The sequence below is a fragment of the Paenibacillus sp. J31R34 genome, assembly GCF_059383715.1.
Map to the genome: position 1 here is coordinate 857,786 of NZ_JBXENU010000002.1, position 23,804 is coordinate 881,589.

Below are 23,804 nucleotides of genomic sequence, written 5' to 3' on the forward strand. Positions count from 1 at the left end.
TTCATTTGATTTGAGAATTTAGCAGACTGCTCCATATTGAAACCATCGGTTTGTAAAGAAATGATAGATATAAAGCTGATAAATTTTACAACTAAACGTAAAGTAAATATTTATTTGATGCATGTACATTATTAAGTGAATTATCCCGATAAATATACTATATAGATCATTCACTTGGGAGAAAGAGAAAAACCAAAGGAGAGCATACGTATGTTTAAGCGGGTGGAGAATGAGCTGGAGCTAGCGATGTTTAATGGTGTTTGGACAACCGTCTGGAGGGAAAAAGGATTTGATCTTGAGTTTTCCGCTCAAGCACTGGAGCGACTTATGATTGTCACGGCGGAGGGCCATTATGTAGGCACGGCTGAGCTTAAGCCGTATAGTGCTGCAAGCACGATCAACGAAGCCGGATTGTTTCAGGAGCACCCGGAGCTGATGCGCGCACAGGGAGAAATTGCGGAAATTGACAAAATAGCCTTATTAAAGCCGTATCGAGGGCAGCAATACATATCTGAGCTGCTTTCCTCCCTTATCTATACGGCGGAGGAACGGCAGATCAAATATTTTGTTTCGTTGCTTGAGCCTGTATTTTTTAGGGCATTGCGGGTTACCTTCAAGGTACCGTTGGAGAAGCTTGGCGAGAAGGTATTTTATAAAGGCGATTATGTGGTTCCAATGGTAATTAATGTGGAGCAAATGTATTCAAATAAACAAAAATATGCTTGGCTTTCCTATTCGCAGCAGGCCGTTTTCACTGCACACGCTAGCAACGCAGGAGTCTAGAACTGAATCGGCTTAGCTGTATAAATTATAAAAAGGTGGATTTGAGGATGAAGAGAGTACTAACGGAGCTTGATAAGCGGAACCGATTGTTAATAAAAATACTTTGGGGCGTGCTCGCTCTAGGAATAGCCACAGATATTGTCATCGGTCTGGATAAAAATATGATTCTTTTTCTCGCCTTCGTTGGAGGCGGAACGAGTGCTATAGTCACTTTTATGACTTATAGGGGTATCCTTACAGACTATATTAAGTATATGGTTCCATGCATTTTAACGATAATTGTCTCCTTTCTTATCATTTCCGATCCGAACCCCATCGTAAGCACCTATTTTTTAGTTTATGTTAATCTCGCAATCATCACCCTGTACGCTGATTATCGGCCTATTATTTTCACAGGCATACTGGGAACTGCACTGAGCACTTATTTATTTATGAACCCCGTGCTTCAGCCTAAGCTATTCCCAGGAGAATCACTCGTCTATTTGTATTTGTATTTAATGTTTGCAACAGGGGCGCTGGCTTTCTCGGCCAACTTCACCCAGCGGCTGCAGAAGCAGGTCACAGACAAGCAGCGCGAGGCAGAAGCCTCCAAGGATATGGCGGAGGAGCTGCTTACCAAGCTGAAATCCTCGATTCTTGTGCTTACCGAGTTCAGCAGCAGCCAACAAGCAACTGTCCGTTCAACAGGAGAAATCTCCAAAGAGGTGACGATGACCTTCTCGGCCATGTCGGCTGCCATTGAGACACAGACGGGAACCATTATGAATATTAGCGATACGACCCAGATAATAGACACAGCTGTCAAGCGCTTGCTTAATGGAACGGAACTGCTGCAACAATATTCAGCGGACAATGCCGCGTTGACCGTGGAGAATCGGGATCAAATGGCTGCATTATCAGACGAGATTGAGCGCGTTAGAGCGATCATCATGCATACAGTCGAAATGATGAACCAGCTTAATGAGCAAAATGATCGTGTAAGCTCGATTGTCGGAACGATCAGCGAGATTGCAGAGCAAACGAATCTGCTGTCGCTTAATGCTGCTATTGAAGCAGCACGAGCAGGCGAGCATGGCAAAGGCTTTGCAGTCGTATCCGATGAGGTACGTAAGCTTGCCGATAACTCAAGAGCTGCAGCACACGAAATTACTACGATTTTAGCTGGTATTCGTTCGCAAATCAGCGCTGTTCACGTGCAGGTAACAAGTGGACAAGCAGCAGTGACAACCAGCAGGGATGTTTCACTTCAGTTACAGCAGCTTATTGATCGCATCAGCGAAAATATGGAGCTCGTGAGGCAGCACTCTGATACAGTAGGCAGTTCTGCGGGTGATCTGCATGAGCGTTATGCAAGCATGGCCGATGAGATGGTCAATATTGCTGCTACGACTGAACAGAACATGGCTTCCGTTGAAGAGGTTCATGCTAGCATGGAGACGCAGGATGTGAAGATACATACGATGGTGCAGGAGTACGGTCAGCTGGACCAGTTGTTGTCTGAGCTCAAGGCGATGGTAGCAAAGCAGTAGCCTCGGCCATTTGTGTAGGCAAAGCCGATGCTTCAGCTTCGGCTTCTGCCCACTCACTGTACCCAACCGAGCACTCTCCCTTCCTAAATCACATGAATAGAATAAGAAAAAAAGAAAGCTAACCCTAAAAGGTTAGCTCCCACTTCTTATGCGTCTTCTTCCCGAACACCAAGCGCCAGATTTTTTTCTCTGAACTTGCTGTTATGCGAGGATACATAAGCAACCTCGTCGGCTTTTGGCTCCATATACAGCTTGGCGCTGTTCACGGCAAAGGCCGCATCGGTAAACGCTCCGGCAATTAAATAAAGCTTTGATTCGTAATCTACAAAATCTCCGGCAGCAAAAACACCTGGTATATTCGTAGCCAGCTTGCTGCTTACCTTTACTCTACGAACGCCAATATCCAAGCCCCATTCACGAATAGCTCCACAATCGCTCTTCAAGCCATGATTTACGATTACGGCATCTACCTCCAGCGTTTCTGTCTCTCCGCTCTCCACCTGACTGATCGTCACCTGATTGATTGCTTTACCATCCTTGCTATGCAGCTGAGTAACCGCATATGGCGTTTTAACATTAACCGTGGACTGTCTCATCCGTACAACATTTTTCTCATGTCCGCCAAATTGTTCGCGGCGATGTACAATCGTAACGCTGGCCGCCAACGGCTCCAGCTCGTTAGCCCAGTCTACCGCTGAATCCCCGCCGCCGGATATTAGAACATGCTTGCCGTGAAACGGTTCAAGCTCCTGCACCGTGTAGTGGAGATTGCTCACCTCATACCGATCAGCACCTTCAATATCGAGCTTCGACGTTGTCAGAACGCCGTAGCCGATCGTCAGAATGACCGTTTTCGTCCAATGCGTCTCTCCCGATTCTGCTGTAAGAAGTAAGGTGCCGTCCTCCAAGTGATCCAGACCGACAATCTGCTGTCCAAATACAAGGGTCGGGTCAAAAGTTCGCGCTTGCTGTGAAAGCTGCGCAATCAATTGCCTACATAGGATTGGCGTCACGCCGCCAACATCCCAAATCATTTTTTCCGGATAAATCAGCATCGTTCCACCAAGCTCTTCCTTGGCTTCAATCAGCTTCGTCTTCATATCTCGCATACCGCTATAGAAGGCCGCGTACATGCCCGCCGGGCCCCCACCGATTATCGTTACATCGTATAACTCTTTGGATTGTTTCACTCTGCTTCCTCCAATCTAGGACTTCGATTTCTCGATCAGCCAATTTGCCAGCTCTTCAACCTGAGACAGCATCGCAATCGGATCTTGGAACCAGGATTGATCCTCCGTCCAGAGAAACACACGATCATTTTTTATCGCATCCAATTGGCTCCATAACGGATTAGCTTTGTATTCTTCCATTGCTTTCGGGCTTGTCAGGACAACATAATCACCCGCGAAATCGCCCAGCTTTTCCAGCGAAATCGGGTAATATTTCTCCTTCATAATTTCTTCAGTAAGTCCTACTGGCGGATTGAGACCCAGTGCCTCATAGATTGCACGTCCGCCCCGGCCGGAGATAATACCGAAGACGTAAATCGATTTATCCTGATCTTCAAGCACGCTGACCGTCGCATCCTCAGGAAGCGCCTGCTTCACCTTCGCTTTAGCAGCAGCTATGCGAGCATCATAATCGGTCAGCCATGCGGCTGCTTTTTCCTGAACACCCAGCAGCTCGCCGAAATAGTTTATTTCCTCATGAACATTTTTGAATTTATTAAAGGGAACACTCACTGTCGGGGCTATTTTACTAAGCAATTCATATTTCTCTTGATCACTTGTCAAGGTGATAATCAGATCGGGCTCCATTTCCATGACCTTTTCAATGGAATCACCCACATTTTCAACGCCATCGATCTTATCCTTTAAATACGGGTTTTGCATCAGCCACTCTGATGAACCGATCGGATTCGCACCTAAAGCGACGAGAGAACCCAGATAATCTATCGCTACGATTCGCTTAGGATTTACTGGTATCGTAACATCCCCGAACACGGTGGATACCGTTTTAGTAGTTTCAGCTGGTGCTGAGCTCGCTGGATTCGTGCTGTCTTGCTGGCTGGTAGCGGCTCCTCCTTGAGCAGCATCTGCTGGCTGTACGTTCGCAGACGGGCTTCCCCCGTTTGCTGTCGCCGTCGTCGTATTCGTGCCTCCTGTGCCGCAAGCGCTTAGCAGCAGCATGAGACAAAGCAATAAGGTTGCTGTCATCGATGTTTTCGTACCTCTGTACAACGTAAAATCCCCCTCTGATTTATACTGATAATGATTTTCATCTTCATCACCAATATATCGTTGAGCGACCCGTTTCACAATGGAGGATGTTAACGATTTTTTTGCAGAATATTGTAGCTTGCCGCCGACAAGCTTGCGTTTTTTGTACTGGCCGGGAGCTACGCCCACATGCTTTTTAAACATACGATTGAAATAAAACATATCAGGATAGCCTACGGAAGCGGCAACCTCCTGCAAGGTAGCATCCGACGTCAGCAGCAGTTCCTGCGCCTTATCCATTCTTAGCATAATAAGAAAGTTGATTGGACTGTTTCCCGTCTGCTCCTTAAACTTTCTGGATATATATTGCGGACTATAATTTAGCAGCTGCGCCAGCGATTCAATCGTAATATTGTGCTGATAGTTTTCCGTCATATAACGAATGGCTTGCTCCGATAAATCTGGACTGTCCGTCTCAAAGCCCTGCTGTTGTATTTGCCACAGCAATTCATAAACAAATTGATAGAACAGCGATTTGGCATGCAGCTTTTCCAGCGTATTCAGCCTGCTCCATTCATGATGCATCCGCTTCACCTTCTCCAGCAATTCAACCGGATATTGCGGTGTAAAATCATATTGCTGTTGAAACGGATTTTCCCGTTCCATAAGAAGCTGCAGCTCGCGCCGGAAAGGTGGAACGAGTGACGCTTTATACAAAATTAAATAAAATTCGAATACATCCTCTGCTTCGATCTCCAGCCGGGTTCCTTTGCCGCCATGCAGCACATGCAACCGCCGAACCATGCTCACATTGCCATCCAACGAAACCTTTGCACTGCCTCGCGCTGTCAACAAGTATGCACTTGCGGGCAAGTCATAAGCCGGCAGCTTCTCATTAAATTCCATCATGATATGGCGAACATCCATCATCCGAACGAACGCGTGGTTCCATAACAATATATGATCTTCTATACTCATCGCACCGTTTCAATTCCTCTCCTCAGTTTCCCGTATGCTGGATCGCTCTATGAGATAACTGTCGCAACAACTCCCTCTATTATAAATGATAATGATTCTCTCTCATAGATTATAAGTTTTCAACCACGACGTTGCTGCCAAAATCTTCGCTAAACAGCAGCTCAATTAATTTTGCCGCCGTATATTCAGGGGTCTGCAGCTTGCCCTCTTCCGCGATTTGAATGAATTGATCAACGTAGGGGAAGTCCGCTTTAGATGCCGAACGGATCTCTGCTTGCAGCTGGGTATCAATCATCCCCGGATAGACGGATACCACCTTGGCCGGATACGGTTGGTTCGACTGCTCCAAGCTCACGCTTTTGGAAAAAGAGTCCAAACCCGCTTTCGAAGTGCTGTAACAGCTTTGCGAAGGCAGTAAATAGCGGGCAGAACCGGAGGATATATTCATAATCCGCTTATCCCCTTTATAGTCTTTTGTACGCTTGAGGAAATTCGCAGTAATAATCATTGGAGCGAGCAAATTAATGTTCACATTTTCAATCATGCTTTGAGCTGGGTTCTGTTCGATTGGTGCCACTGGAGCCAGCATCCCTGCATTATTAATTAAATAGAAGCCTGTTATTTCTGTGTCCTGCGGAATCATGCTGAATAACGCCGTGAACATAGGTTCAATTTGCAGCAGCTGATTCAAATCAAAAGGATAATAAGTCATACTCGTCTTGCTGCGAATTGATCGCTCAATCAGCTGTTCATTTTCCGCCCGCGATAGGCAAAATAAATGATGCTCCTCTGCCATCAATTGCTCCGCCAATGCTTCCCCAATCCCTCTAGACGTGCCTGTAATAAAAAAGATTTTCATTTGGCATTTCCTCCCCATTTCGCTTTTCTAATGCTCCTCTTTCGCCGCTTCCAGCAGGACGCTATCGACTGTTTCTCCCCAGACTCCCTGATAGTCCATGACCACCTTCATCATCATGCAGCGGGATAAATTATCGATGACCAAGGCGAGCATATGGGCTTTGTACGCTACATTCCGCGAAGCTACCGTCCCTAATTCCACGCCTTTCAATAGCAGATCATGAAATCCGTTCAAAAACTCCTGCTGCATATCAGTCAGGCGCGCTCGGTACAGCTCATCTCGCTCTGCAAGCATCATAAATTCACTCAACACCCTGAGCGAGGCTAAATGCTCCTTGCTGCCATCCGGAAGCATCTGTAGTCCGCCCTGATACAACGTTTCCCGAAAGCTTGCGCTCGTAACGGGCTCCTCTTGAAAATATTTACTGAAATGATGATTTTGAAAAATATATTCATACGTCCGGCTGACCAGCTCTTCCTTCGTCGAAAAATGATAATAAATCGACGGCTTCGTAATGCCGACTTTGCCTGCAATCATGCTCAGGCTCGTTCGTTCGATCCCATGCTCGGCAAAAAGCTCAAATGCCGCCTCAATAATTTGATTCGTTGTAAGCTCTTTTTTCTTCAACCTGCTCAACTCCTTATTTCACTCTGCTGAAAATGATTATAGGCGATAGGAAGTCGGTCCGTCAATAATTTAACTACCGATAGTTAAAAAAATATTTATAATTTCAAAAAGGGTTGCCCTGCTCATGCCTGATAATAGGCGTAAGCAGGGCAACCCTTTATTTTTTCATATGTCTGCAAATTTATATGTATTGCTCTAGGCTATTGCGACGGCGTCTTGCTCTGTTTTCTCGTCTTATAAACAATGATGCAAAGCAATACTATAAATGTAATCATTAACGGTATATTGATAAAAGGAATATAAGACTCGTCTCTCGTAATACTGAACATGAAGGTTAGCAAGATGCCATTGATGCACATGCCAATATTTTCTCTTGATCGGGCAAAAATTTCTTTCTTAATCAATCTGTAAAGTAATAGAATAATTACGAGTGCAAGCCAAGAAAATGCTAAAGTAAGCAGAATTGTTTTCATATAACCTCCAAAATGGAATCATTAGCTGTAATCGCTATCCTTTTATTATACATTAATGGCTGTATCAAAGAAGCGTTTTACCCCTCAAAATCCCGAAAAACATACAAAAAAGAGGCCATGAACACCGTCTCAATTGACAGTATACATAGCCTCCTTGCAATCCTAACTCTGAAACTTACAATTTACTTAAAAAACACCTTGTCCACATTGTATTTCGCTCTTAGCTTATTCACGACATACGTTTCGTAGATTTCTCTATCCACCGGCTCTTCAATGATGCAAACCTCGATCGTCGTCACTTCGTCGCGATGCGGTTTCATTGGGGATACCGAATCTTCAAAGTGCTTCTTAATTCTTGGTCTGAGCTTTCTTGCTTTGCCAACAAACAGCAGCTCCTTGCTCTTATTGTAGAACATGAAGATGCCGCCCTTGTCGCGAGGGATCAAGTGAAAATCAGTAAAGCCATAAATATTGCTAAGCTCTGGAGAAATTTGCTTCTCGATTGTTACATCCGGTGTTGGTATCGTAATATTAATCACGCGCTGCTCACGTCCTCATTCAATATAAGAGTAAATACTACCACAAAACCGGCCGCAACACCATTTCAAATTTCCCCCTTATTTTCACCCCCTGCGTATTTACGCTTAAATGGTGTAACCATATAATGAAGGAAGAAGAAAGTGGCCCCATTTAGGAGGATTAAAAGACTGTAATGAAACTAGATGATCATATCATGCTCTGGAATCATGCTTCTGTGAAAATAATGGATTTTCGCTATGCACGGCTGGAAACCGGAGAAAGGCTGTCCCCCTATCGTCTGCCGGCTAATGCCTTTCTCTATGTCATTGAAGGCAGCGCGCAAGTACAGCTGGATCATTCGCAGCATCCTATGGAGCAATTCCATGTCCTGCACGGCGGGCGCAATGCGCAGCTCTCGATTACGGCAGAGCAGCCCTTTGCCTATTACCTTATTCTATACAAGGCCGTTCTTATGCTCGCCCCTTCGCAAAAGCTGGTGCAGCCTAATGATTTTAACCGCCCTTTCCAATATGAATATCGCTTTGTCCCCTTATATCCTTTGCCTTTGCTCGAGACGATGGGAAAAATGTATACGGCTTGGATGAAGCCTGACCCCCTTCATCTATTGCACGCACGGACTTTATTTTTTCAATTTGTGCATGAGCTTCTTTGGCAAATGCAGCGACAAGGAATTGAACCAACTCGCCCCGATTTATTGGCACAAATGCTGCGATATATGCAGGAATGCTACAGGGACCCCATTACGCTGGAAACGATGTCGGAGCTGTTCGATTGCAGTGTAAGCTACTTGACCAAGCTGTTCAAAAAGCAAATGAATGAGAGCCCCATCCGCCTGCTAACTCAAATTCGTGTGAGAAGAGCTGCTGACTTGCTGGCGCAAACCGAAACCTCCCTGCAAGAAACAGCGGAGCTTGTCGGGTATCCCGATGCCCATACACTTGGCCGCAGCTTCAAAAAATATTATGGACTGCCGCCATCCGAATTTAGAACAAAATACCGTCAAAACAGCCTTATACCAAAATCGCCCGCATTTCGTACTAAATTTGCCATTGTCCCTCCCTATACGCAGTGCTATAGTGTGAATGATTACGAGTATCATTATCATTCAACGAGAAGTGGAGGATTTTCTGTGTCAAAAATAAACAAGCCCTATACCATGGCGGCAACCCTGCTGCTATGTATGACCTTACTGTTAAGCGCCTGCTCTGGTGCAGCTAACACAGGGGCAAGTCAGTCTGGGACAAGCAGCAGTCCTGCCGTGCAAAGCTCAAGCCAGCCTTCGGAGGAAGCATCACCAACGAGCAGCTCTGCAGCAGCGACCAAAACCTATACGGACAGCACAGGAACGGTCACCATACCCGCAAACCCGGAAAGGATCGTTGATTTAACGGGGAGCGCAATCGGAAATTTGCTCAAGCTGGATTTGAAACCGGTCGCGGCTCTGTCCGAAGCATTGGTTAACCCTTATCATGAAGGCAAATTGGATGGAATTGCAGATATCGGCGATGGCACTAATATGGAGGCCATACTGAATATCGACCCGGATTTGATTATTGTCTATGATTTTTTGGAAGAAAGCGAATATGAGAAGCTGGGTCAAATCGCTCCGGTAGTACGGCTTAAATACGGAGCAGGCACTCCTGCAGAGCTGTTAACCGAGTTCGGGAAAATAACAGGCAAGGAACAAATCGCTGAGGCCTGGATCAAAGAATGGCATGCAAAAATTGCCAAGGTTAAGCCTAAAATCGCCGAGATCGTCGGAGATAAAACCGTCTCGATTTTACAGCCTTATGCGAAAGGTATTTATGCTTGGGGCAATAAAGGCGGCAGAGGCGGAGAGATCATCTACGGTGATCTAGGCCTGAAGGCTCCTGCAATTATTCAAAAGGCTCTTATTGATGGCGCCGAGTTCGGCTCGAGCCTGTCTCTTGAACAGCTGCCGGAATATGCCGGGGACTATGTTTTCACAAGCAATTGGGGCTGGGATGATGGAAACCCGGACGTCGTTTACGGGAGCAGCCTATGGAAAGGGCTTCCTGCTGTGAAGCAAAATCAGGTTTATTTTATAAACGCTGAGGGCTCCTATTTTAATGATCCCATCTCTCTCGAGGCTCAATTGCAATTTATTGTAGAGAGCTTTTTAGGCAAAAAGGCTTAACGCCTGTCGCCGTCCTCTGAAGGCAAAGCTACCGTTTCGCTTAGAAATATAGAAAAAGCATGTTCACCAGCAGCTTGATGCCGGTGAACATGCTTTTTCTCATTTGGCTTCACAATCGCCGTTAGCTTCCTTTAGCTGGAATACAGCGAACAATAAGTCCGCGTGAAATTCCCTGCCAGCAAATCCTCTTTGCGAATATAAAATTGCAATTCTCCGGCATCCCACCAGCAGAAGCCTACGTCATTATCCGAATCAAGGGTTAGCAGCACGAGTGTATCCGCAACCTCCTGCTCCGCTTGTCCAGCATCGCCTCCGAAGTGGTCCGCCAACTGCTTCATCGCTTTGTCCGGGCTATACTCATAACGTTTGCCCGTCATCAGCATCAGCGCCGCCTCAATCTCGCAGTCGCCATGCTGCGTTGCCGGGTAGCCGAACATGACAGCCAGATCACCATCCTCGCTGCCGCTCAAATCATGCGTTAAATCATAGTATTCCTCATAATCATGCTCATCATCTTCAACTTGCTCTTCATCAACATAGCCATAGCCTGGAAGCTCTATCGAAGCTCGGCCTACCACCTCATAGCCTGTGAAATCTGCATCCTCCAACGACGTTTCCTCAGGAGCAAAACGGCGCTTGGCACCTGCAAGCTGCTCATCCTTCAAATGCAGGACGAAATGGTCAATATGATACGCAGGCTCATCCACTCCGAGGAAAAAATAAAGCATGCCGCCATGCGATAACCGCGAAGCCGCATCCTGCGGTGCCAAATCCTCCAAACGCAGCTGCGCCAAAAAAGTCATCGGTGTGCCGTCTTGATCAAGCGGCCATTCTATGTCATCCGGAAGATCGGGATCTCCGCCAATTCGCGATACGCAGGATTTAGAATAATCCGCTGGGTTCCGCTTGGCTAAACGCACACCTTCACGGGCATGTGTCATTAAGTAGTCCAAGGCATGGGTATACTCCTGCTCTTGCAGCAAGTGTTCCAATTTCTCCTGATTGGGTTTCGTTAATGGCATGAAATCAAACTCCTCTTAAAAAATATAGTAGACCCTTCGTTTATTGTAAACGATTGCCTACTCTATGCCCATAATTTTCGGGAGTTCGTCCAAGAAACGTTCCATTGTAATGGGATCACTTGCGTTCCAGCTAATATCAGCCGTATAAGCATGCTTATTTTTAACAGCAGGGATCGATTTCCAAAGCGGACCTTCCATCAGCTTTTTCGCTTCCACTTCATCATCTGTACCGGGCGAGCTGAGTAAAAACACGTGGTCCCCCGCATAATCAGGCAGCACCTCCATTGAAATGAGCGAGAACACCTCCTTCTTGTCGATGAGCTCCTGCACCTTGGCGCTTGGGCTGAAGCCGCCCGGCTGGTACAGAGACATCGTTAAGCTAAAATTGCCCATAACATAGAAGTCACCGGCTAGGCTTAGGTAGACCGTTGCCGACTCGCCTGGCTTCAAGCCGATTTTATCCCACATCGCCTTCGCCTTAATCTCATAGCTGGCAATCCAAGCCTCTGCCTCCTGCTTCTTATTGACGATGTCAGCAACCTCTCGCAAGCGATCAAACGTTGCCGCATCTCTATTGAAAATGACCGTCGGCGCGATTTTGGACATTTTCTCGAAAATTCCGGTGTCATCCGGCCCGCCATATCCAGCCTGCAAAATCAGATCCGGCGCAAGCTCCAGCACCTTCTCCATATTATGCGGGTAGCCAATATCGACAACCCCGACTAAATCGTCTTTATAAATGTAGGGCTCGTTCACCCAATCGTTCCCCGCAGGTGTAATGCCCAGTGCCAGCAAATCCCCTGGAATGTCGCCGAGCAATACGATTTTCTGCGGATGGGTTGGAATCGTAACTTCATGCCCGCTAAAATCCTTGTAGCTGCGTGTTGCTGCCTCTGTTGCAGTTGTCGCAGCTGGCTTAACCGTCTCAGACTCGGTTGCTGTTGCAGCTGGTGCTGACTCTGTTGCTGCTGTACCACCATTGGAGCCGCAGGCTGCTAATAAACCGAAGGTTAATAATAGTATTGCAGCAATGAACATTCTGACTTGTTTCGTAGACATGTGAAAACCCCTCTTTTATTTGATGATAATCATTATCAATATACTGGATGTTGCCATCTAGCACAATGGACAAAACAGGCGTTAATGGAGAAAGGTTAGAGTAAAAAAGAGACAGGAGCCTTGAACGGCCCCTGCCTCTTTCTTTATTTATTCCACGATCATGTCAATTTCCTCATGCCGCTCATCGAACGTAATACGCAGCCCTTTATTGTCGAGATACCACAAATTGGCTTCCTCTATAAAGAAGGTGATCCCTTCAACGGTAGTGCTGAGCCCCGGATTTATTGGCAGTTCCTTATTAACGCCTAGAGACAAGCCGGGTACGACAGTGCTGCAGCCGCCAAGCTTTACAAATATTCTGACCGACTCTCCATTTTTCAGCTCCAACTGCTGCTTATACCAGCTCGCCGCTGGCTGCTCAACGATTAATTGCATATGTGTCAGCCCCTTCCATTCCCTATTCGCCTCTTGAGCAAAATAATCCAAGAACGAATACCTTCATCATCGCCAATTGACGGGCTGATGTCAATGCAGCAGCATGTATTTGCTTTGATCGTTCATTCCCGCAAGCCGGCAGCAGCTCTAACCTTAAGCCGGTATTCCTGCGGAGAAATCCCTTCCAGCTCCTTGAATACACGTGTAAATTGCTTGCTGCTCTCGAAGCCTAACGTGCTTCCGATATCCTGCATTTTATCATTCGTGCTTTCCAGCAGTCCCTTGCCTCTGCGGATACGAAGCTTTTTCAAATACAAGACGAAGCTCTCTCCTGTATGCGCCTTAAATACCTCGCTGAAATAGGAGTAATTGAGGCCGACATAATTGCTGACAACCGCCATATTAAGCGGACGGGCATAGTTCGTCTCCATATAAGCGATAGCCGCATTGATTTCCGCGTGCTCGTTATAGGCAGAACGAATGCCTCTCACATACTCATTTACACTGTATAGCAAATGCTCCAGGCTGCGGTAATAGTCATGAAAGCTGCGAAAATTGTCCATGCTGCCGACTCTGCGGTACAGCTTCAGCACGTCAATAGAAGCTTCTCCGTATAGGTGAAACACCTCATCGAGCACCTGCTCATTCATCCGCTTGCCCACCTGGCGCAAATAACCGATATCTACATCAGCCAAATCTTCGATCCGAAAAATAGCTTTAAGCAGCGCTTGAATATCCTTCTCCCGCTCGGTGCCCAGCATATTGCCAAGCTTGCGAATGTCTTCATCCGGCATCGGATGCATGCGGCGCTGCGACGCGCCAATATCCTGATACTGGAGCAGGCGGCTGCCCGGATATAGAAAGGAATAGTGCAGCGCTTCCTCTGCCTGCTTATAACAGCTGCGCAAATCCTCAAACCTAGCTGCCTCTGTGCTTAGTCCCAAACGCAGCCCTTCCAGCTCCTTGCCCCCGGTCAGCCTCAGCAGCTCGTGAAACTGCGCTGCCCGGTCCCCTATCAGCACGAGCCTGCCCGCGCTGTCCACAAAGGATGCAGCGACCGTTCCGCCCAGCTGCCCAAGCAGACTCTGGGCGAGCGGCCCCAGCTCATCGCGGTTCAACGCTTCCCCGTTCTCGGATTTATAGCTGAGAACAGCTACATGGCATGGCAAGGTGATCGCTTCGAATTGTATAACTGCATCACGGCCCAGTTCCTCCACCTGCCCCTGGATTAGCTCGCCTTGACTGAGCCATTCCTTCAGGCGGCTCATTCGAACCTGCTCGCGGTACTTGTCGCCCTCTGCTGTTTTTCGGGCAAGCTCAGCCTGAGCCTGCAAAATATTTTCGCTCTTGCGCAGCGATTCAAACAGCTCATCCCGGCGAATCGGCTTCAAAATATAATCTCTGACTTGATACTCAATCGCTGCCTTCGCATAAGTGAATTCATCATAGCCGCTCAAAATAATAAAAATGGGCTTTCGCTTCTCCTCCGGCTGCTTCATCACTTGCTTGATCAGCTCAATGCCATCCATCACCGGCATCCGAATGTCCGTAATGACGATATCGGCCTGCTCGCTCTCATATTGCGCCAGCGCATCCTCTCCATGAATGGCTAGCCGAATATGGTAGTGATCTGGAAACTCCCGATCAATCATCGTTTTCAGGCCGATTCTTATATTTTTCTCGTCGTCTACGATCAGCAGCTTTTTAATCATCATTCCCTCCTCCTGCAATCAACACCTTGGGCAGCGTTAAGATGACTTCAGTAAAATGGCCTTCCTCGCTGCGCACCTGCAAGCCATAGGGCTTGCCGTAATAGATGCGAATGCGCTGATGCACATTGCGCAGCCCTATGCCGTACAACGGCTTTGCGCTTCGTTCATATTCATCCACAAGGCGCTCTCCCGCCCGTTCCAGCTGGATGCGTTCATTGAGGAGCGCAAGCGGCTCAAGAGCGATTCCTGCACCGTTATCGCGAAGCGTAATGACGATTCCGCCCTCCTCATGCTCGAAAGCAGCAATCTGGATAAGGCGCTGCTGCTCCCGCAGCTCTGGCCAAGCATACTTAAGGGCATTTTCAACGATCGGCTGCAAGGACATTTTAAGCATCTCCACCTCCAGCAAGTCCGGCTCGATGCTCTGCTCAAGAACGATTGGCTCGTCAAAGCGAATATTCATGACAGCAATATAGTTTTGAATATGGCGAATTTCATCCTGCAAGCGAACATATTCGCCTGACCACTTGAAGTTGTAGCGCATCATGCCGCCCAGCGATGTAAGCAAGTCAGAGATGGTGCGCTGGTTTTCAATTTCGGCCAGCATTTTAATATTTTCCAGCGTATTGTACAAGAAGTGGGAGTCGATCTGGCTGTGCAGCGTACGCAGCTCCGCTTCCTTCGTCAGTGCCTTCTTTCTTACGCCTTGGGCAATTAGTTCATTAATCGTTTGCATCATTTTGTTAAAATGGAACGCCAGCTCGCCGATTTCCCCGCCCCCGCTGAGGGGCAGCCCCGCCGGCGTCTCGCCCCGCCGAACCTTCTTCATCGCTTCGGTCAAGCGCCGCAAATTTTTGAGAATAATGGCATTCATCATATACGTAATAATTGACAGCAAGCCAATAAGCCCCACATTAACCGCCATAATTCGAAATTGCGCATTGGATACACGTTCATACACAAGCTCCAGGGAAATGATATTGAGCAAATCTGCTTCCGCCTGCTCCACGGGCGTACGAATGAGCAAATAAGGATGATCATCCACCGCAAAACGTATTTCCTGCTGCCCAAGCTCCTTCATTGCAGCGAAATTCTCCTTAATGGCTGTTCGCAGCTTCGGATTGCTGCCTGTACCCGCGAAAGCTTGGAGCTCATCAAGCACAATGCTTCCCTTGCTGTCGGCCAGTATCATCTGCGAGCCCTCATCCTGCAAGCTGGCAAATGCCTTTGGCGCAAAATGCTTCAGCAGCATTTCCACCTGAATGACGCCAATCCGCTCGCTGCCTGCCCGGACGACTCGCATCAGGGAAACCTTCGGTAGCTGGTTATGGACATCCGTTACATTGCGGTGCAAAATATCGGCATCCTCCTCCTTAAACACCCACAGCTCCTTGCCGCCGAGCTCCGCTAGCTCTGAATACCAAGGCTCCTTCTGAATACGCCGCTCATGAAACACAATCGGCCACATTTCCGATATATAGTCATTGTCTGCAAACAGGCGCAAATGGGCGATGTTCGGATTGTTCGTTTGAATATTGATGACATCGGTTAACGGCCCCCGGTACAAATCGAGCAGTTCCTCCGTCGTAAACTCCTTATGTGCAGACACATAGCCGGTAATATCCGCGCTTAGAAGCGTAAGCTGGGCTGCCAGCTCCATCGCTTCGATTTGGTTAAGTATATTTACCTTCTCAAGCTCCACCAAATACTGTCCCTGCCTAAGCGTGTCATTAATATGGCTGTCTCTAATTTCGCCAAATAAATAATTCGACACCACAATGCTAGGAAACAGCAATATAAAAATATAGGCGGCGACCAGACGGCTTTGCATCGATCTTCTGCCCAGCCAATAAGCCGTCGTTTGAAAATAGCTCCGAATTTGCCTTCCCATGTTAGGCTCACTTCCATCTTCGCGGCCCAGCCCCTGAATTGCTTGCAGGCGGCAAAAAGCGCGCCAGTCCATAATGGATTTGGCGCACCTGATGCCGGGATCTATGCCCGGGTCTGGCCTGTATTAGTTAATGAATGCTGCCAGCTTCGCTACGTTCTCTTCATATTTTTTCTGCTTATAGGCCTGAACGGTGCCAAAGCCAAGAGCATCGCGCTTGCTTAAATACTCCTGCCATAAGCTGTCGAACTCGGCATCTGACTTTGCAAGCAGCAGCCTCGGAAGCGCCTTGCCAAATTCATGATCCAGCTTTGTCTTCATAATGCCTTCCTCCGAAGCCCCCGTCGGATCAAGCTGATCAAATTGCGATAGGCTGAGCGCCTTCCCGCGCGTCCAGTCTTCCATCTGCTTGAATGGCTCAACGGCTGGCGGCGACCATTCCGGCGTCAAATTCGTATCCATCAGCATCCAGAAGGTATGGGAGGCGCCATATTTTTTATCAAAGGCCCCACGGTCGGAATTAAGCAGCGCTAATACATCAGGAAGAAATTGGTATTTCCCGTCTATTGTATCCCAGGTTACGCCCTGCTTGCCGAAAAACATATCCCGCTGGCCCTCTTCGGAAATGAGGTAGTCCAGGAAGCGGATCGCCCGCGCTTTATCCTTCACATTTTTGGAGATGAGGGTAACGGTCCAGCCGGAAATGGATGGCCCTGCAAGCGTTGCTTGAGCCTGAGCAGCATTAGCTGGCCCATCCACCGCAATATAAATGGAGTTAGGATCGTTTGCAAATAGCGCATTTTGCTGGTTAGCCAGATCAGACCTCGAATACAGCATCGCAAAGTAACGGCCTTGGGCGATTTTCTCCTCCATTTGCGGGCGCTTATCGATAAATATGTCTTTCGAGAGCAGGCCGTTTTCATTCGCTTGGCGCATCGTCTTGAGCCATTTTACATATTCAGCGTCTGTGTCGCGATCATACAGCTGTCCATCCTTTTCATATGGAATAGCTAAGAAGTTTTGAATGTAAGCTTGCAGCGAGCTGTTGCCCTTTTCATTAAAATCATACATCCCCAGCGGAATTAACGGCTGACCGTTAATGTCGGGAAATTTTGCTTTTGCAGCAGCCAATGCTTGAAGGAAACCTTCCGTTGTCCGCATATCCGGGCTGCCGATGGCCTCATACATGTCCTTGCGTACGAGGAACGTCTGTGTAGAGGTGATGCTGTCGCCAAACCTCTCGTAATCCTTCGGCGAGGAGGAGGCGTTCGGATACCCATAGATATGGCCGTCCTCTTGCTTGTACCAGGCAAGCTTCGCCGGGTCGGTCACCTTGTAGAAATAAGGATCATACTGGTCAGCCAGCTCATTAAGCGGAAGCACCATGTCGCCTTCTATCATCTTCTTGACGGCATCCTCGTACCAGCCGAGCGTAATGAAATCAGGCAGGCTGCCGGAGGCAATCATCGTATTCATCTTCTCCGCCTCATTGCCGGCAGGGACGATGAAGTTAATGTCTACGCCTGTTTTCTCCGTAATATACTTGGATGTGTCATCTACGCCCCACTTATTAGGAAACCACGAGAAATTAATATACCAATCGAACGTAATCGGGCTTTTATCCACTTCCCAGCCTTTATCCTCCTGCGTCAGCTTCACCTCAGCAGATGCAGAAGGTGTGCCCCCATTCGTTGTGCCCTCGTTCGTATTGCTGTTTGATGAGCAGGCTGCCGAAAATACGAGAGCAGCGGCAAGCGGCAGCACCAGCAGACGCATTAATGCGGGTTGTTTAACCATGTTTATTTTCCCCTTTTCTATTTGAGTAGACTGTAGACTAGCCCTTAATAGAGCCAATCATCATGCCTTTGACAAAATACTTTTGCAAGAAAGGATAGACCAGCACAATCGGTAGCGTCGTGACGACCATCGTTGCCAGCTTGATCGACTGCGACGTAACCGTTTTGCCGACGCCTCCCGGAATGGCGGCAACCATCTGATTCGAGCTGGACTGTGCCACTACCCGGTACAAATACGTTTGGATCGGCTGCAAATCCATGTTGTTCATATAGATGACGCCGGCAAAATAGTCATTCCACTGATAGACCCCATGGAACAGCGCAATCGTCGCAATGACCGGCAGCGATACGGGCAGCACCACCTTGAGAAAAATGCCCCAGTCATTCGCTCCGTCGATTTTCGCCGCTTCCTCCAGCCCATCCGGAATTTCCCGGAAGAAGGTCATGAAAATAATAAGATCGAAGAAGCTGAACATCGCCGGAATAATGTACACGAGAAAATTGTCCAGCAAATGCAAATCTCTAATTAGCAAATAGGTAGGAATCAGACCGCCGCCGAAAAACAACGTAACCGTGCCAATTAAAATGTAAATCTTGCCGCCAATAAGCCCTCTGCGGGAAAACGCATAGGCTACCATCGCGGTAAAAAAAACATGTAGCAGCACGCCAAGCAGCGTTTTGGCTACCGTAATGCCCATTGCCGTCATAATGCCCGCGCTTTGGAATACCGCCTCGAAGCTTTCTATGCTGAACACCCGCGGCCACCAGTAAATGCCGCCGCGCATGCCGTCCTGCCCTTCATTGAATGCATTCACGAGAACGTACCAGATGGGGTACAGGGTCGCAAAGCACACGAGCAGCATGCCAAAGCTGTTAAAGAAATCGAATGCCGCTTCTCCCTTTGTTTTTCGTTTCAAGCTGAGCAAAGTCAGTCGCCTCCTTCCTAAAACAACGATGTGTTATTGATTTTTTTCGTTACACGATTGGCGATGAGCAGCAAAATAAGGGCGATAACGGATTTGAATAAGCCGACTGCGGTTGCATAGGAATACCGTCCCTGCTGCATGCCCGTCTGGTAGACGAACATATCAATCACATTGCTTGCGCTTTCATTTAAAGCGTTTCTCAGCACCAAAATTTGATCAAAGTTGGAGTTCAAGACGCCACTGACTGCCAGAATGAACAAAATCGAAATCGTTGCTTTGATGCTCGGCAGTGTAACGTACCACATTTTTTGAAAGCGGCCCGCCCCGTCAATCGTAGCGGCCTCATACATTTCGGGTGATACACTTGAAATCGCGGCCAAATAAATAATGGCGGACCAGCCGAGCTCCTTCCATATATCCGAGGTAATAATAATGCCCCAGAAATAATCGGGCTCTGCCAGGTACGAGATCGGTTCCTTAATGACGTTAAGCGCTAACAGCACATGGTTAACGATACCGACATCCGACAGCCAAGTCGTCAGGATGCCGCCAAGGATAACCCACGATAGAAAATGCGGCAAATAGGATATCGTCTGCACCGACCTTTTGAACAGCACCGACCTTACCTCATTCAAAAATAAAGCGAATATAATCGGCAGCGGAAAGCCGATTGCCAGCTTGATCAAGCTGATGCCCAGCGTATTGCGCATCACATTGACGAAGCTCTCGTCTTGGAAAAATTCTTGAAAATGCGACCAGCCTACCCAAGGCGCCGCGCTAATGGGCTTAACGATATTAAATTCTTTGAACGCTATGATAATGCCGTACATCGGGACATAATTAAAAACAATCATCCATAAAATGCCAAGCAGCGCCATCACCTGCACATGCCTCTGGCCGTACAGCTTCCTGAACCATCTGCTGCGCTTCGCCGCTCTCGTGCTTGCCGCAAACGCTGCCGCCGATTGTGCCTCGTGCCGTATTTTCACCGTCTAAATCCCCCATACTACGTTGGAATCTTGCTCTACAGACTGAAATCCCTTCTTTATCCATTGTAGACGGCAGCCTCCGTTCCGGTAAGGCTTCAAATTTCGTATTTGGGGCTCATTTTTCGGATTCGCTGCAAAATAAACAGGCCCATGCTTATGTGCATGGACCTGCCTAAATGCAATGATCTATTTTCAATTAACTATGACGTGTATGCAAATGGAAGATCACACCTCATGAATGTGAAATACGTACCAAAAGGCAGCTTCATGCTCTTCGTTTCAGGGGTGATCTCTGCTCAAAGCTAGACTTGGTGGACACAGCAGCCGCTATTTCAACAGAATTACGTCTTATGGCACAAGCAGCGGACTCAGGAGCAGCTAAGACGCTGCAAATGGCCATTATGACGGGATGATGAGAGCCATAGCGGATTTCCTGTCCGCTTACGGCCTGAAATCGCAGCAAAAGCTAGAATAGCGGAACCTCAGTCCTTCAAAAAGGAGTGAGCTTCCCGAGCTGTGGGGTGTCAGTAACAATCGCAGGCTCCGATTTGCATGCACACCCTAATTTCATTACGAATATCAACTTTCATTACGAATATCAAATTTCATTACGAATATCAAGCAGCTTTACGAACATCGAGCTTCATTACGAACATCGAGCATGTGCATCTGCATCTGCACTGGCCACTCAAGCGCTAGCCGGATAAGGCAAATTTAATGACCCGGCTGATCGCTGCCGGCAGCACGCTAACGTGGCTCTCCTCGGGAAATTTGGCGATTGCCGCATGAAAGCCGCTGGCTTGGAGCAGCTTCAGACCGTCCGCCAGCTGCTCGGAGTCCTTCACCATATCCAGTAGTTCCTCCGCGCCGATGGTAATCAACAGCTTCGGCGGAGGATCTCCCTGACGAAGCCATGCTGCAAATGCGGCTTGCTCCTCCAGAACGGCATGCTTGTTCCACCATATAGACGGGCTTCCCGCAGCAAACCGCTGAAACGACTGAGGGCGGCTGAATAAGGCATGGAGGACGAGCAGTCCCCCCAGCGAATGTCCGAAAATCGTCTGCCGCTCCTTGTCTATGGGAAATTCCTTCTCCAGCGCCGGCTTCAGCTCGTTCTCCAAAAAATCCAAAAAGCAATCCGCTCCGCCATGCTCCGTCCATGGCTCTCCATTAGGCCGGGTTGGCAGATTTTCAAGCTTTGCAGGTGTTGTAAAATCATAACAACGCCGGGTCATATCGAACGGCTCACCAGATGGATAGCCGATGCCTACGATAATGACGGGGTCATAGCCATGCGGCTTGCGTGTTTGCAAGCGGGCAGCCTCGGCAAACGTGCCGAACACCGCATCCCCATCCGTCGCATAAATGATCGGGTAGCCCTTCTCCGGAGGCGGCTCCTTCGGCACAGCTATCCTTATGCGGTATTCCAGCTGCCTGTGGCTTGCATGCACCACTCTCTCGCTGCTTCCAGCCCTATCATGTCCCGCAGCTTCGCTTTTCATTATGGCGCTAGAAACCGAACAATATCATCGATAATTTGGCTATATGCAATTAGACCGCCGCCTGTCCAATATTCATCGCTAACCGCATAAACATGGCCCGCTTTGACCGCAGACATGCTTCTCCAAATCGCATTATCGGTCAGCTCCTTAATGTTGGCTGCGCCTGAGCCTGCGTAGTCGATTGTAAAAATAAAATCGGCATCCAGCTCTGGAAGAATTTCCAGCGAGGCATCCACGCTGTTTTTCTCTTCAACCAGCCTGCTCTTTCCTATGCCAAGCTCATGTGAAAGGACATAACCTCCAAAATAGTTGCCGCCAATCAGGTACATCCCTTTGGCATTAAAATTGATCAAAACCGCCTTTTTCCCGTCGGCAACTGGAGCGAGCTTGGCCTTGGCCTCTTCCTTCTTCTGTTCATAGTCGCTCAGCGCCTGCTTCGCCTCGTCGGGTTTGCCAAGCAGCTCGCCCAGCTTCGTAATCGAGCTGTTTAGATCGCCCGCCGCATTGACAAAAACGTAGGTAGGCGCAATTTTGGAATACTGCTCATAGATGCCGTCGTCGGCATAGTGGGCCGTATGCAAAATAATCAGATCAGGCTCAAAGTCCATAATTTGCTCTGGGGAAGGCGGGCGCCCTCCTGAAAACTCGACAGTCGGCACACCCTTAAGCCGATCCTGCAAATAAGCTTGGCCTTTTCCGCCATTCCCCCATTGTGCTATAGGCGTTACACCCAAGCTCAGCAGGGAATCCTCCATATAGGGGGCAAACACCTTTAATGGCTTGGCTGGTATGACCAGTTCATGCCCTTGCTCATCCGTTACCGTCTTCGTCGCTGACGCTTCCTCTGAAGCCTCAGGGGCTTCGCTAACCTCAGGAGCCTGACTTTCTTGTGCGGCAGCTGCTGTCTGGGCTGGCTCAGCCGAATCTTCGGCATTAGTGGAGCCACAAGCACTCAGCAGGCTCAGCGCCAGCCCTATAAGGAGCAGCGAAAGCCCGCTGGCTCTAACCTTTTTCCGAAAAAAACCTTGCTTCTGAAACATTCGAAATACCCTCCTATGATAACAATTCTCACTAAGGAGTATTATAAAGGATGCCCTATGCAGGCTCCATGGACTTTATCCGTTCCTGCCTTTGGACAATATCCGGTTAGGAGCAGCAGCATTTCATCCAGCATCCGGTTCATCGCTATGGCTGAGTATTCAAACCATGGATCAGAGGGAACCAGATAGACAAAATGATTGCGAACCGCTTTAAGCGACCTCCATACCTTGTTATGCTGAAGTGCTAGCCAATACGAGCGCGACTCTGCCTCAGGGCATACTACTATCAGCATGCGGCCCGGGTCAAGTTCGCTAAGCTGCTCCAGCGTCAGCTCCACATTGTACAGCGAGTCCTGCTCATAGGCCGGAGACAATTGCAGCTCCTGATACAGCAGCTCCAAAATAGCTTGGTTGCAGTAGACATGCACCTTATTCCCATATATACGCAATACAGCAAAGGTATCCTCCTGCACGGCCTGTTTGATGCTCGTCCGGGCCCATTCCAGCCTCCGCGCATATCCATCAATCCATTCCTCCGCCTGCTGCTCGCAGCTTAAAAATAACGCAATTTGACGAAGCTGCTCTCGCCAATCGTTCTGCCCCGTACCAACGAATAAAGCAGGCGCAATGCTGCCCAGCTTCTGCTTTTCTTCATCTTGCAAATGATCGAAGCCTATGATGGCGTCGGGGCGGACCTTCGTCAGCTTGTCCCATTCCTCATGCCGCTGCAAATTCCCATAGCGCATATGCACCTGAATGCTTATCTGATACACATTATAATAATAAGGTGTCCACTTCGAATCCAGCGGTGCGGCAACCGGAATCATACCCAGCGCAAGCAGCTGCCCTATAAGCGAAGGGGAACATGCGGCAATCCGTTGTCTCGGACGGCTCATAAATGCGGATGGGGATACGCCAACCTCTTTTTTAAACTTGCGGCTGAAGTAAAATTCGTCACTGTAGCCCACCTTATGGGCAATTTCCCGCAGACGGTAATCCGTCTCCATTAAATATCTTTTTGCCCGGTTGATGCGCAGGTCGGTCAAATAATCGATTGCGCTTTGCCCAAATGTTTTTCTAAACAAGTCTACAAAATATTTAGGGCTTATATTAGCCATCTCTGCCAGTTGTCCCACAGATATCGGCTCATCAAAATGCTGCTCCATAAAGCGGCGAATACTTAATAAATCCGTCTTTGGGTGCTGATTACGATACATGACGCCTCCCTGTCCCTTGCTTGGATCTATGCCATTCCTGTTTTCAAGCCAT

19 protein-coding genes are annotated in these 23,804 nt (G+C 48.2%); 3 read left to right on the top strand and 16 right to left on the bottom strand.

Annotated features, from left to right (window positions below):
• Positions 1-210: 210 nt before the first annotated feature.
• On the top strand, positions 211-783 hold the full coding sequence (locus AC50YG_RS08960; RefSeq protein WP_494826222.1) for a GNAT family N-acetyltransferase: 573 nt from the start codon (positions 211-213) through the stop codon (positions 781-783).
• A 47-nt stretch (positions 784-830) separates the two neighbouring features.
• Positions 831-2,312 (top strand): methyl-accepting chemotaxis protein, encoded by a 1,482-nt coding sequence (locus AC50YG_RS08965; RefSeq protein ID WP_494826223.1) that lies wholly within the window; start codon positions 831-833, stop codon positions 2,310-2,312.
• Between the two features lie 146 nt (positions 2,313-2,458).
• Here the strand turns inward: AC50YG_RS08965 and AC50YG_RS08970 are convergent, their stop codons facing one another.
• The 5 genes from AC50YG_RS08970 to AC50YG_RS08990 form a co-directional block, all read right to left on the bottom strand.
• The gene (locus tag AC50YG_RS08970) at positions 2,459-3,502 is read right to left on the bottom strand and encodes an NAD(P)/FAD-dependent oxidoreductase (protein ID WP_494826224.1); all 1,044 of its coding nucleotides are present in this window, start codon (positions 3,500-3,502) and stop codon (positions 2,459-2,461) included.
• A gap of 15 nt (positions 3,503-3,517) precedes the next feature.
• Entirely contained in the window at positions 3,518-5,509 is a 1,992-nt protein-coding gene (locus AC50YG_RS08975; protein WP_494826225.1) for an AraC family transcriptional regulator, read from the bottom strand.
• A gap of 109 nt (positions 5,510-5,618) precedes the next feature.
• Positions 5,619-6,368 carry a (S)-benzoin forming benzil reductase gene (locus AC50YG_RS08980; protein ID WP_494826227.1) on the bottom strand — a complete coding sequence of 250 codons (750 nt, stop codon included), beginning with the start codon at positions 6,366-6,368 and terminating at the stop codon, positions 5,619-5,621.
• A 27-nt stretch (positions 6,369-6,395) separates the two neighbouring features.
• Complete coding sequence (locus AC50YG_RS08985; RefSeq protein ID WP_494826228.1) at positions 6,396-6,995, bottom strand: TetR/AcrR family transcriptional regulator; 600 nt, start codon at positions 6,993-6,995, stop codon at positions 6,396-6,398.
• Positions 6,996-7,650: 655 nt separating this feature from the next.
• Positions 7,651-8,007: a nucleotide excision repair endonuclease gene (locus AC50YG_RS08990; protein ID WP_473757297.1), complete on the bottom strand. Its 357-nt coding sequence runs from the start codon at positions 8,005-8,007 to the stop codon at positions 7,651-7,653.
• Positions 8,008-8,180: 173 nt separating this feature from the next.
• Between AC50YG_RS08990 and AC50YG_RS08995 the strand changes: the two genes are divergently transcribed.
• A complete protein-coding gene (locus tag AC50YG_RS08995; RefSeq protein ID WP_494826231.1) occupies positions 8,181-10,166 on the top strand; it encodes an AraC family transcriptional regulator in 1,986 nt (661 codons plus the stop codon).
• 131 nt (positions 10,167-10,297) lie between these two features.
• On the opposite strand, the gene AC50YG_RS09000 is transcribed toward AC50YG_RS08995, so the two are convergent.
• The 11 genes from AC50YG_RS09000 to AC50YG_RS09050 form a co-directional block, all read right to left on the bottom strand.
• A complete protein-coding gene (locus AC50YG_RS09000; RefSeq protein ID WP_494826232.1) occupies positions 10,298-11,188 on the bottom strand; it encodes a YwqG family protein in 891 nt (296 codons plus the stop codon).
• A 57-nt stretch (positions 11,189-11,245) separates the two neighbouring features.
• A complete protein-coding gene (locus AC50YG_RS09005; RefSeq protein WP_494826234.1) occupies positions 11,246-12,247 on the bottom strand; it encodes an ABC transporter substrate-binding protein in 1,002 nt (333 codons plus the stop codon).
• Between the two features lie 147 nt (positions 12,248-12,394).
• Positions 12,395-12,682 carry a HesB/YadR/YfhF family protein gene (locus AC50YG_RS09010; RefSeq protein WP_473757303.1) on the bottom strand — a complete coding sequence of 96 codons (288 nt, stop codon included), beginning with the start codon at positions 12,680-12,682 and terminating at the stop codon, positions 12,395-12,397.
• A 122-nt stretch (positions 12,683-12,804) separates the two neighbouring features.
• The gene (locus AC50YG_RS09015) at positions 12,805-14,397 is read right to left on the bottom strand and encodes a response regulator (RefSeq protein WP_494826235.1); all 1,593 of its coding nucleotides are present in this window, start codon (positions 14,395-14,397) and stop codon (positions 12,805-12,807) included.
• Positions 14,387-16,357: a sensor histidine kinase gene (locus AC50YG_RS09020; RefSeq protein WP_494826237.1), complete on the bottom strand. Its 1,971-nt coding sequence runs from the start codon at positions 16,355-16,357 to the stop codon at positions 14,387-14,389. Before AC50YG_RS09020 ends, AC50YG_RS09015 begins: the two co-directional genes overlap by 11 nt.
• Positions 16,358-16,408: 51 nt before the next feature.
• Positions 16,409-18,079 carry an extracellular solute-binding protein gene (locus AC50YG_RS09025; RefSeq protein ID WP_494826238.1) on the bottom strand — a complete coding sequence of 557 codons (1,671 nt, stop codon included), beginning with the start codon at positions 18,077-18,079 and terminating at the stop codon, positions 16,409-16,411.
• A 37-nt stretch (positions 18,080-18,116) separates the two neighbouring features.
• Positions 18,117-18,941: a carbohydrate ABC transporter permease gene (locus AC50YG_RS09030; protein WP_473757313.1), complete on the bottom strand. Its 825-nt coding sequence runs from the start codon at positions 18,939-18,941 to the stop codon at positions 18,117-18,119.
• Positions 18,942-19,021: 80 nt separating this feature from the next.
• On the bottom strand, positions 19,022-19,987 hold the full coding sequence (locus AC50YG_RS09035) for an ABC transporter permease (RefSeq protein ID WP_494826381.1): 966 nt from the start codon (positions 19,985-19,987) through the stop codon (positions 19,022-19,024).
• A 701-nt stretch (positions 19,988-20,688) separates the two neighbouring features.
• Entirely contained in the window at positions 20,689-21,447 is a 759-nt protein-coding gene (locus tag AC50YG_RS09040; RefSeq protein ID WP_494826239.1) for an alpha/beta hydrolase, read from the bottom strand.
• Between the two features lie 47 nt (positions 21,448-21,494).
• A complete protein-coding gene (locus AC50YG_RS09045) occupies positions 21,495-22,535 on the bottom strand; it encodes an ABC transporter substrate-binding protein (RefSeq protein WP_494826241.1) in 1,041 nt (346 codons plus the stop codon).
• Between the two features lie 41 nt (positions 22,536-22,576).
• The gene (locus AC50YG_RS09050; RefSeq protein WP_494826243.1) at positions 22,577-23,752 is read right to left on the bottom strand and encodes a helix-turn-helix domain-containing protein; all 1,176 of its coding nucleotides are present in this window, start codon (positions 23,750-23,752) and stop codon (positions 22,577-22,579) included.
• Between the last annotated feature and the right edge of the window lie 52 nt (positions 23,753-23,804).

Bases quoted from the DNA above. Each gene is read 5' to 3' on its own strand.
- AC50YG_RS08980 (WP_494826227.1), bottom strand. From the start codon at position 6,368: ATGAAAATCTTTTTTATTACAGGCACGTCTAGAGGGATTGGGGAAGCA.
- AC50YG_RS09045 (WP_494826241.1), bottom strand. From the start codon at position 22,535: ATGTTTCAGAAGCAAGGTTTTTTTCGGAAAAAGGTTAGAGCCAGCGGG.
- AC50YG_RS08995 (WP_494826231.1), top strand. From the start codon at position 8,181: ATGAAACTAGATGATCATATCATGCTCTGGAATCATGCTTCTGTGAAA.
- AC50YG_RS08965 (WP_494826223.1), top strand. From the start codon at position 831: ATGAAGAGAGTACTAACGGAGCTTGATAAGCGGAACCGATTGTTAATA.
- AC50YG_RS09010 (WP_473757303.1), bottom strand. From the start codon at position 12,682: ATGCAATTAATCGTTGAGCAGCCAGCGGCGAGCTGGTATAAGCAGCAG.
- AC50YG_RS09030 (WP_473757313.1), bottom strand. From the start codon at position 18,941: ATGCTGCTCGTGTGCTTTGCGACCCTGTACCCCATCTGGTACGTTCTC.
- AC50YG_RS08960 (WP_494826222.1), top strand. From the start codon at position 211: ATGTTTAAGCGGGTGGAGAATGAGCTGGAGCTAGCGATGTTTAATGGT.
- AC50YG_RS09005 (WP_494826234.1), bottom strand. From the start codon at position 12,247: ATGTCTACGAAACAAGTCAGAATGTTCATTGCTGCAATACTATTATTA.
- AC50YG_RS09050 (WP_494826243.1), bottom strand. From the start codon at position 23,752: ATGTATCGTAATCAGCACCCAAAGACGGATTTATTAAGTATTCGCCGC.
- AC50YG_RS09020 (WP_494826237.1), bottom strand. From the start codon at position 16,357: ATGGACTGGCGCGCTTTTTGCCGCCTGCAAGCAATTCAGGGGCTGGGC.
- AC50YG_RS09000 (WP_494826232.1), bottom strand. From the start codon at position 11,188: ATGCCATTAACGAAACCCAATCAGGAGAAATTGGAACACTTGCTGCAA.
- AC50YG_RS09025 (WP_494826238.1), bottom strand. From the start codon at position 18,079: ATGGTTAAACAACCCGCATTAATGCGTCTGCTGGTGCTGCCGCTTGCC.
- AC50YG_RS09015 (WP_494826235.1), bottom strand. From the start codon at position 14,397: ATGATGATTAAAAAGCTGCTGATCGTAGACGACGAGAAAAATATAAGA.
- AC50YG_RS08975 (WP_494826225.1), bottom strand. From the start codon at position 5,509: ATGAGTATAGAAGATCATATATTGTTATGGAACCACGCGTTCGTTCGG.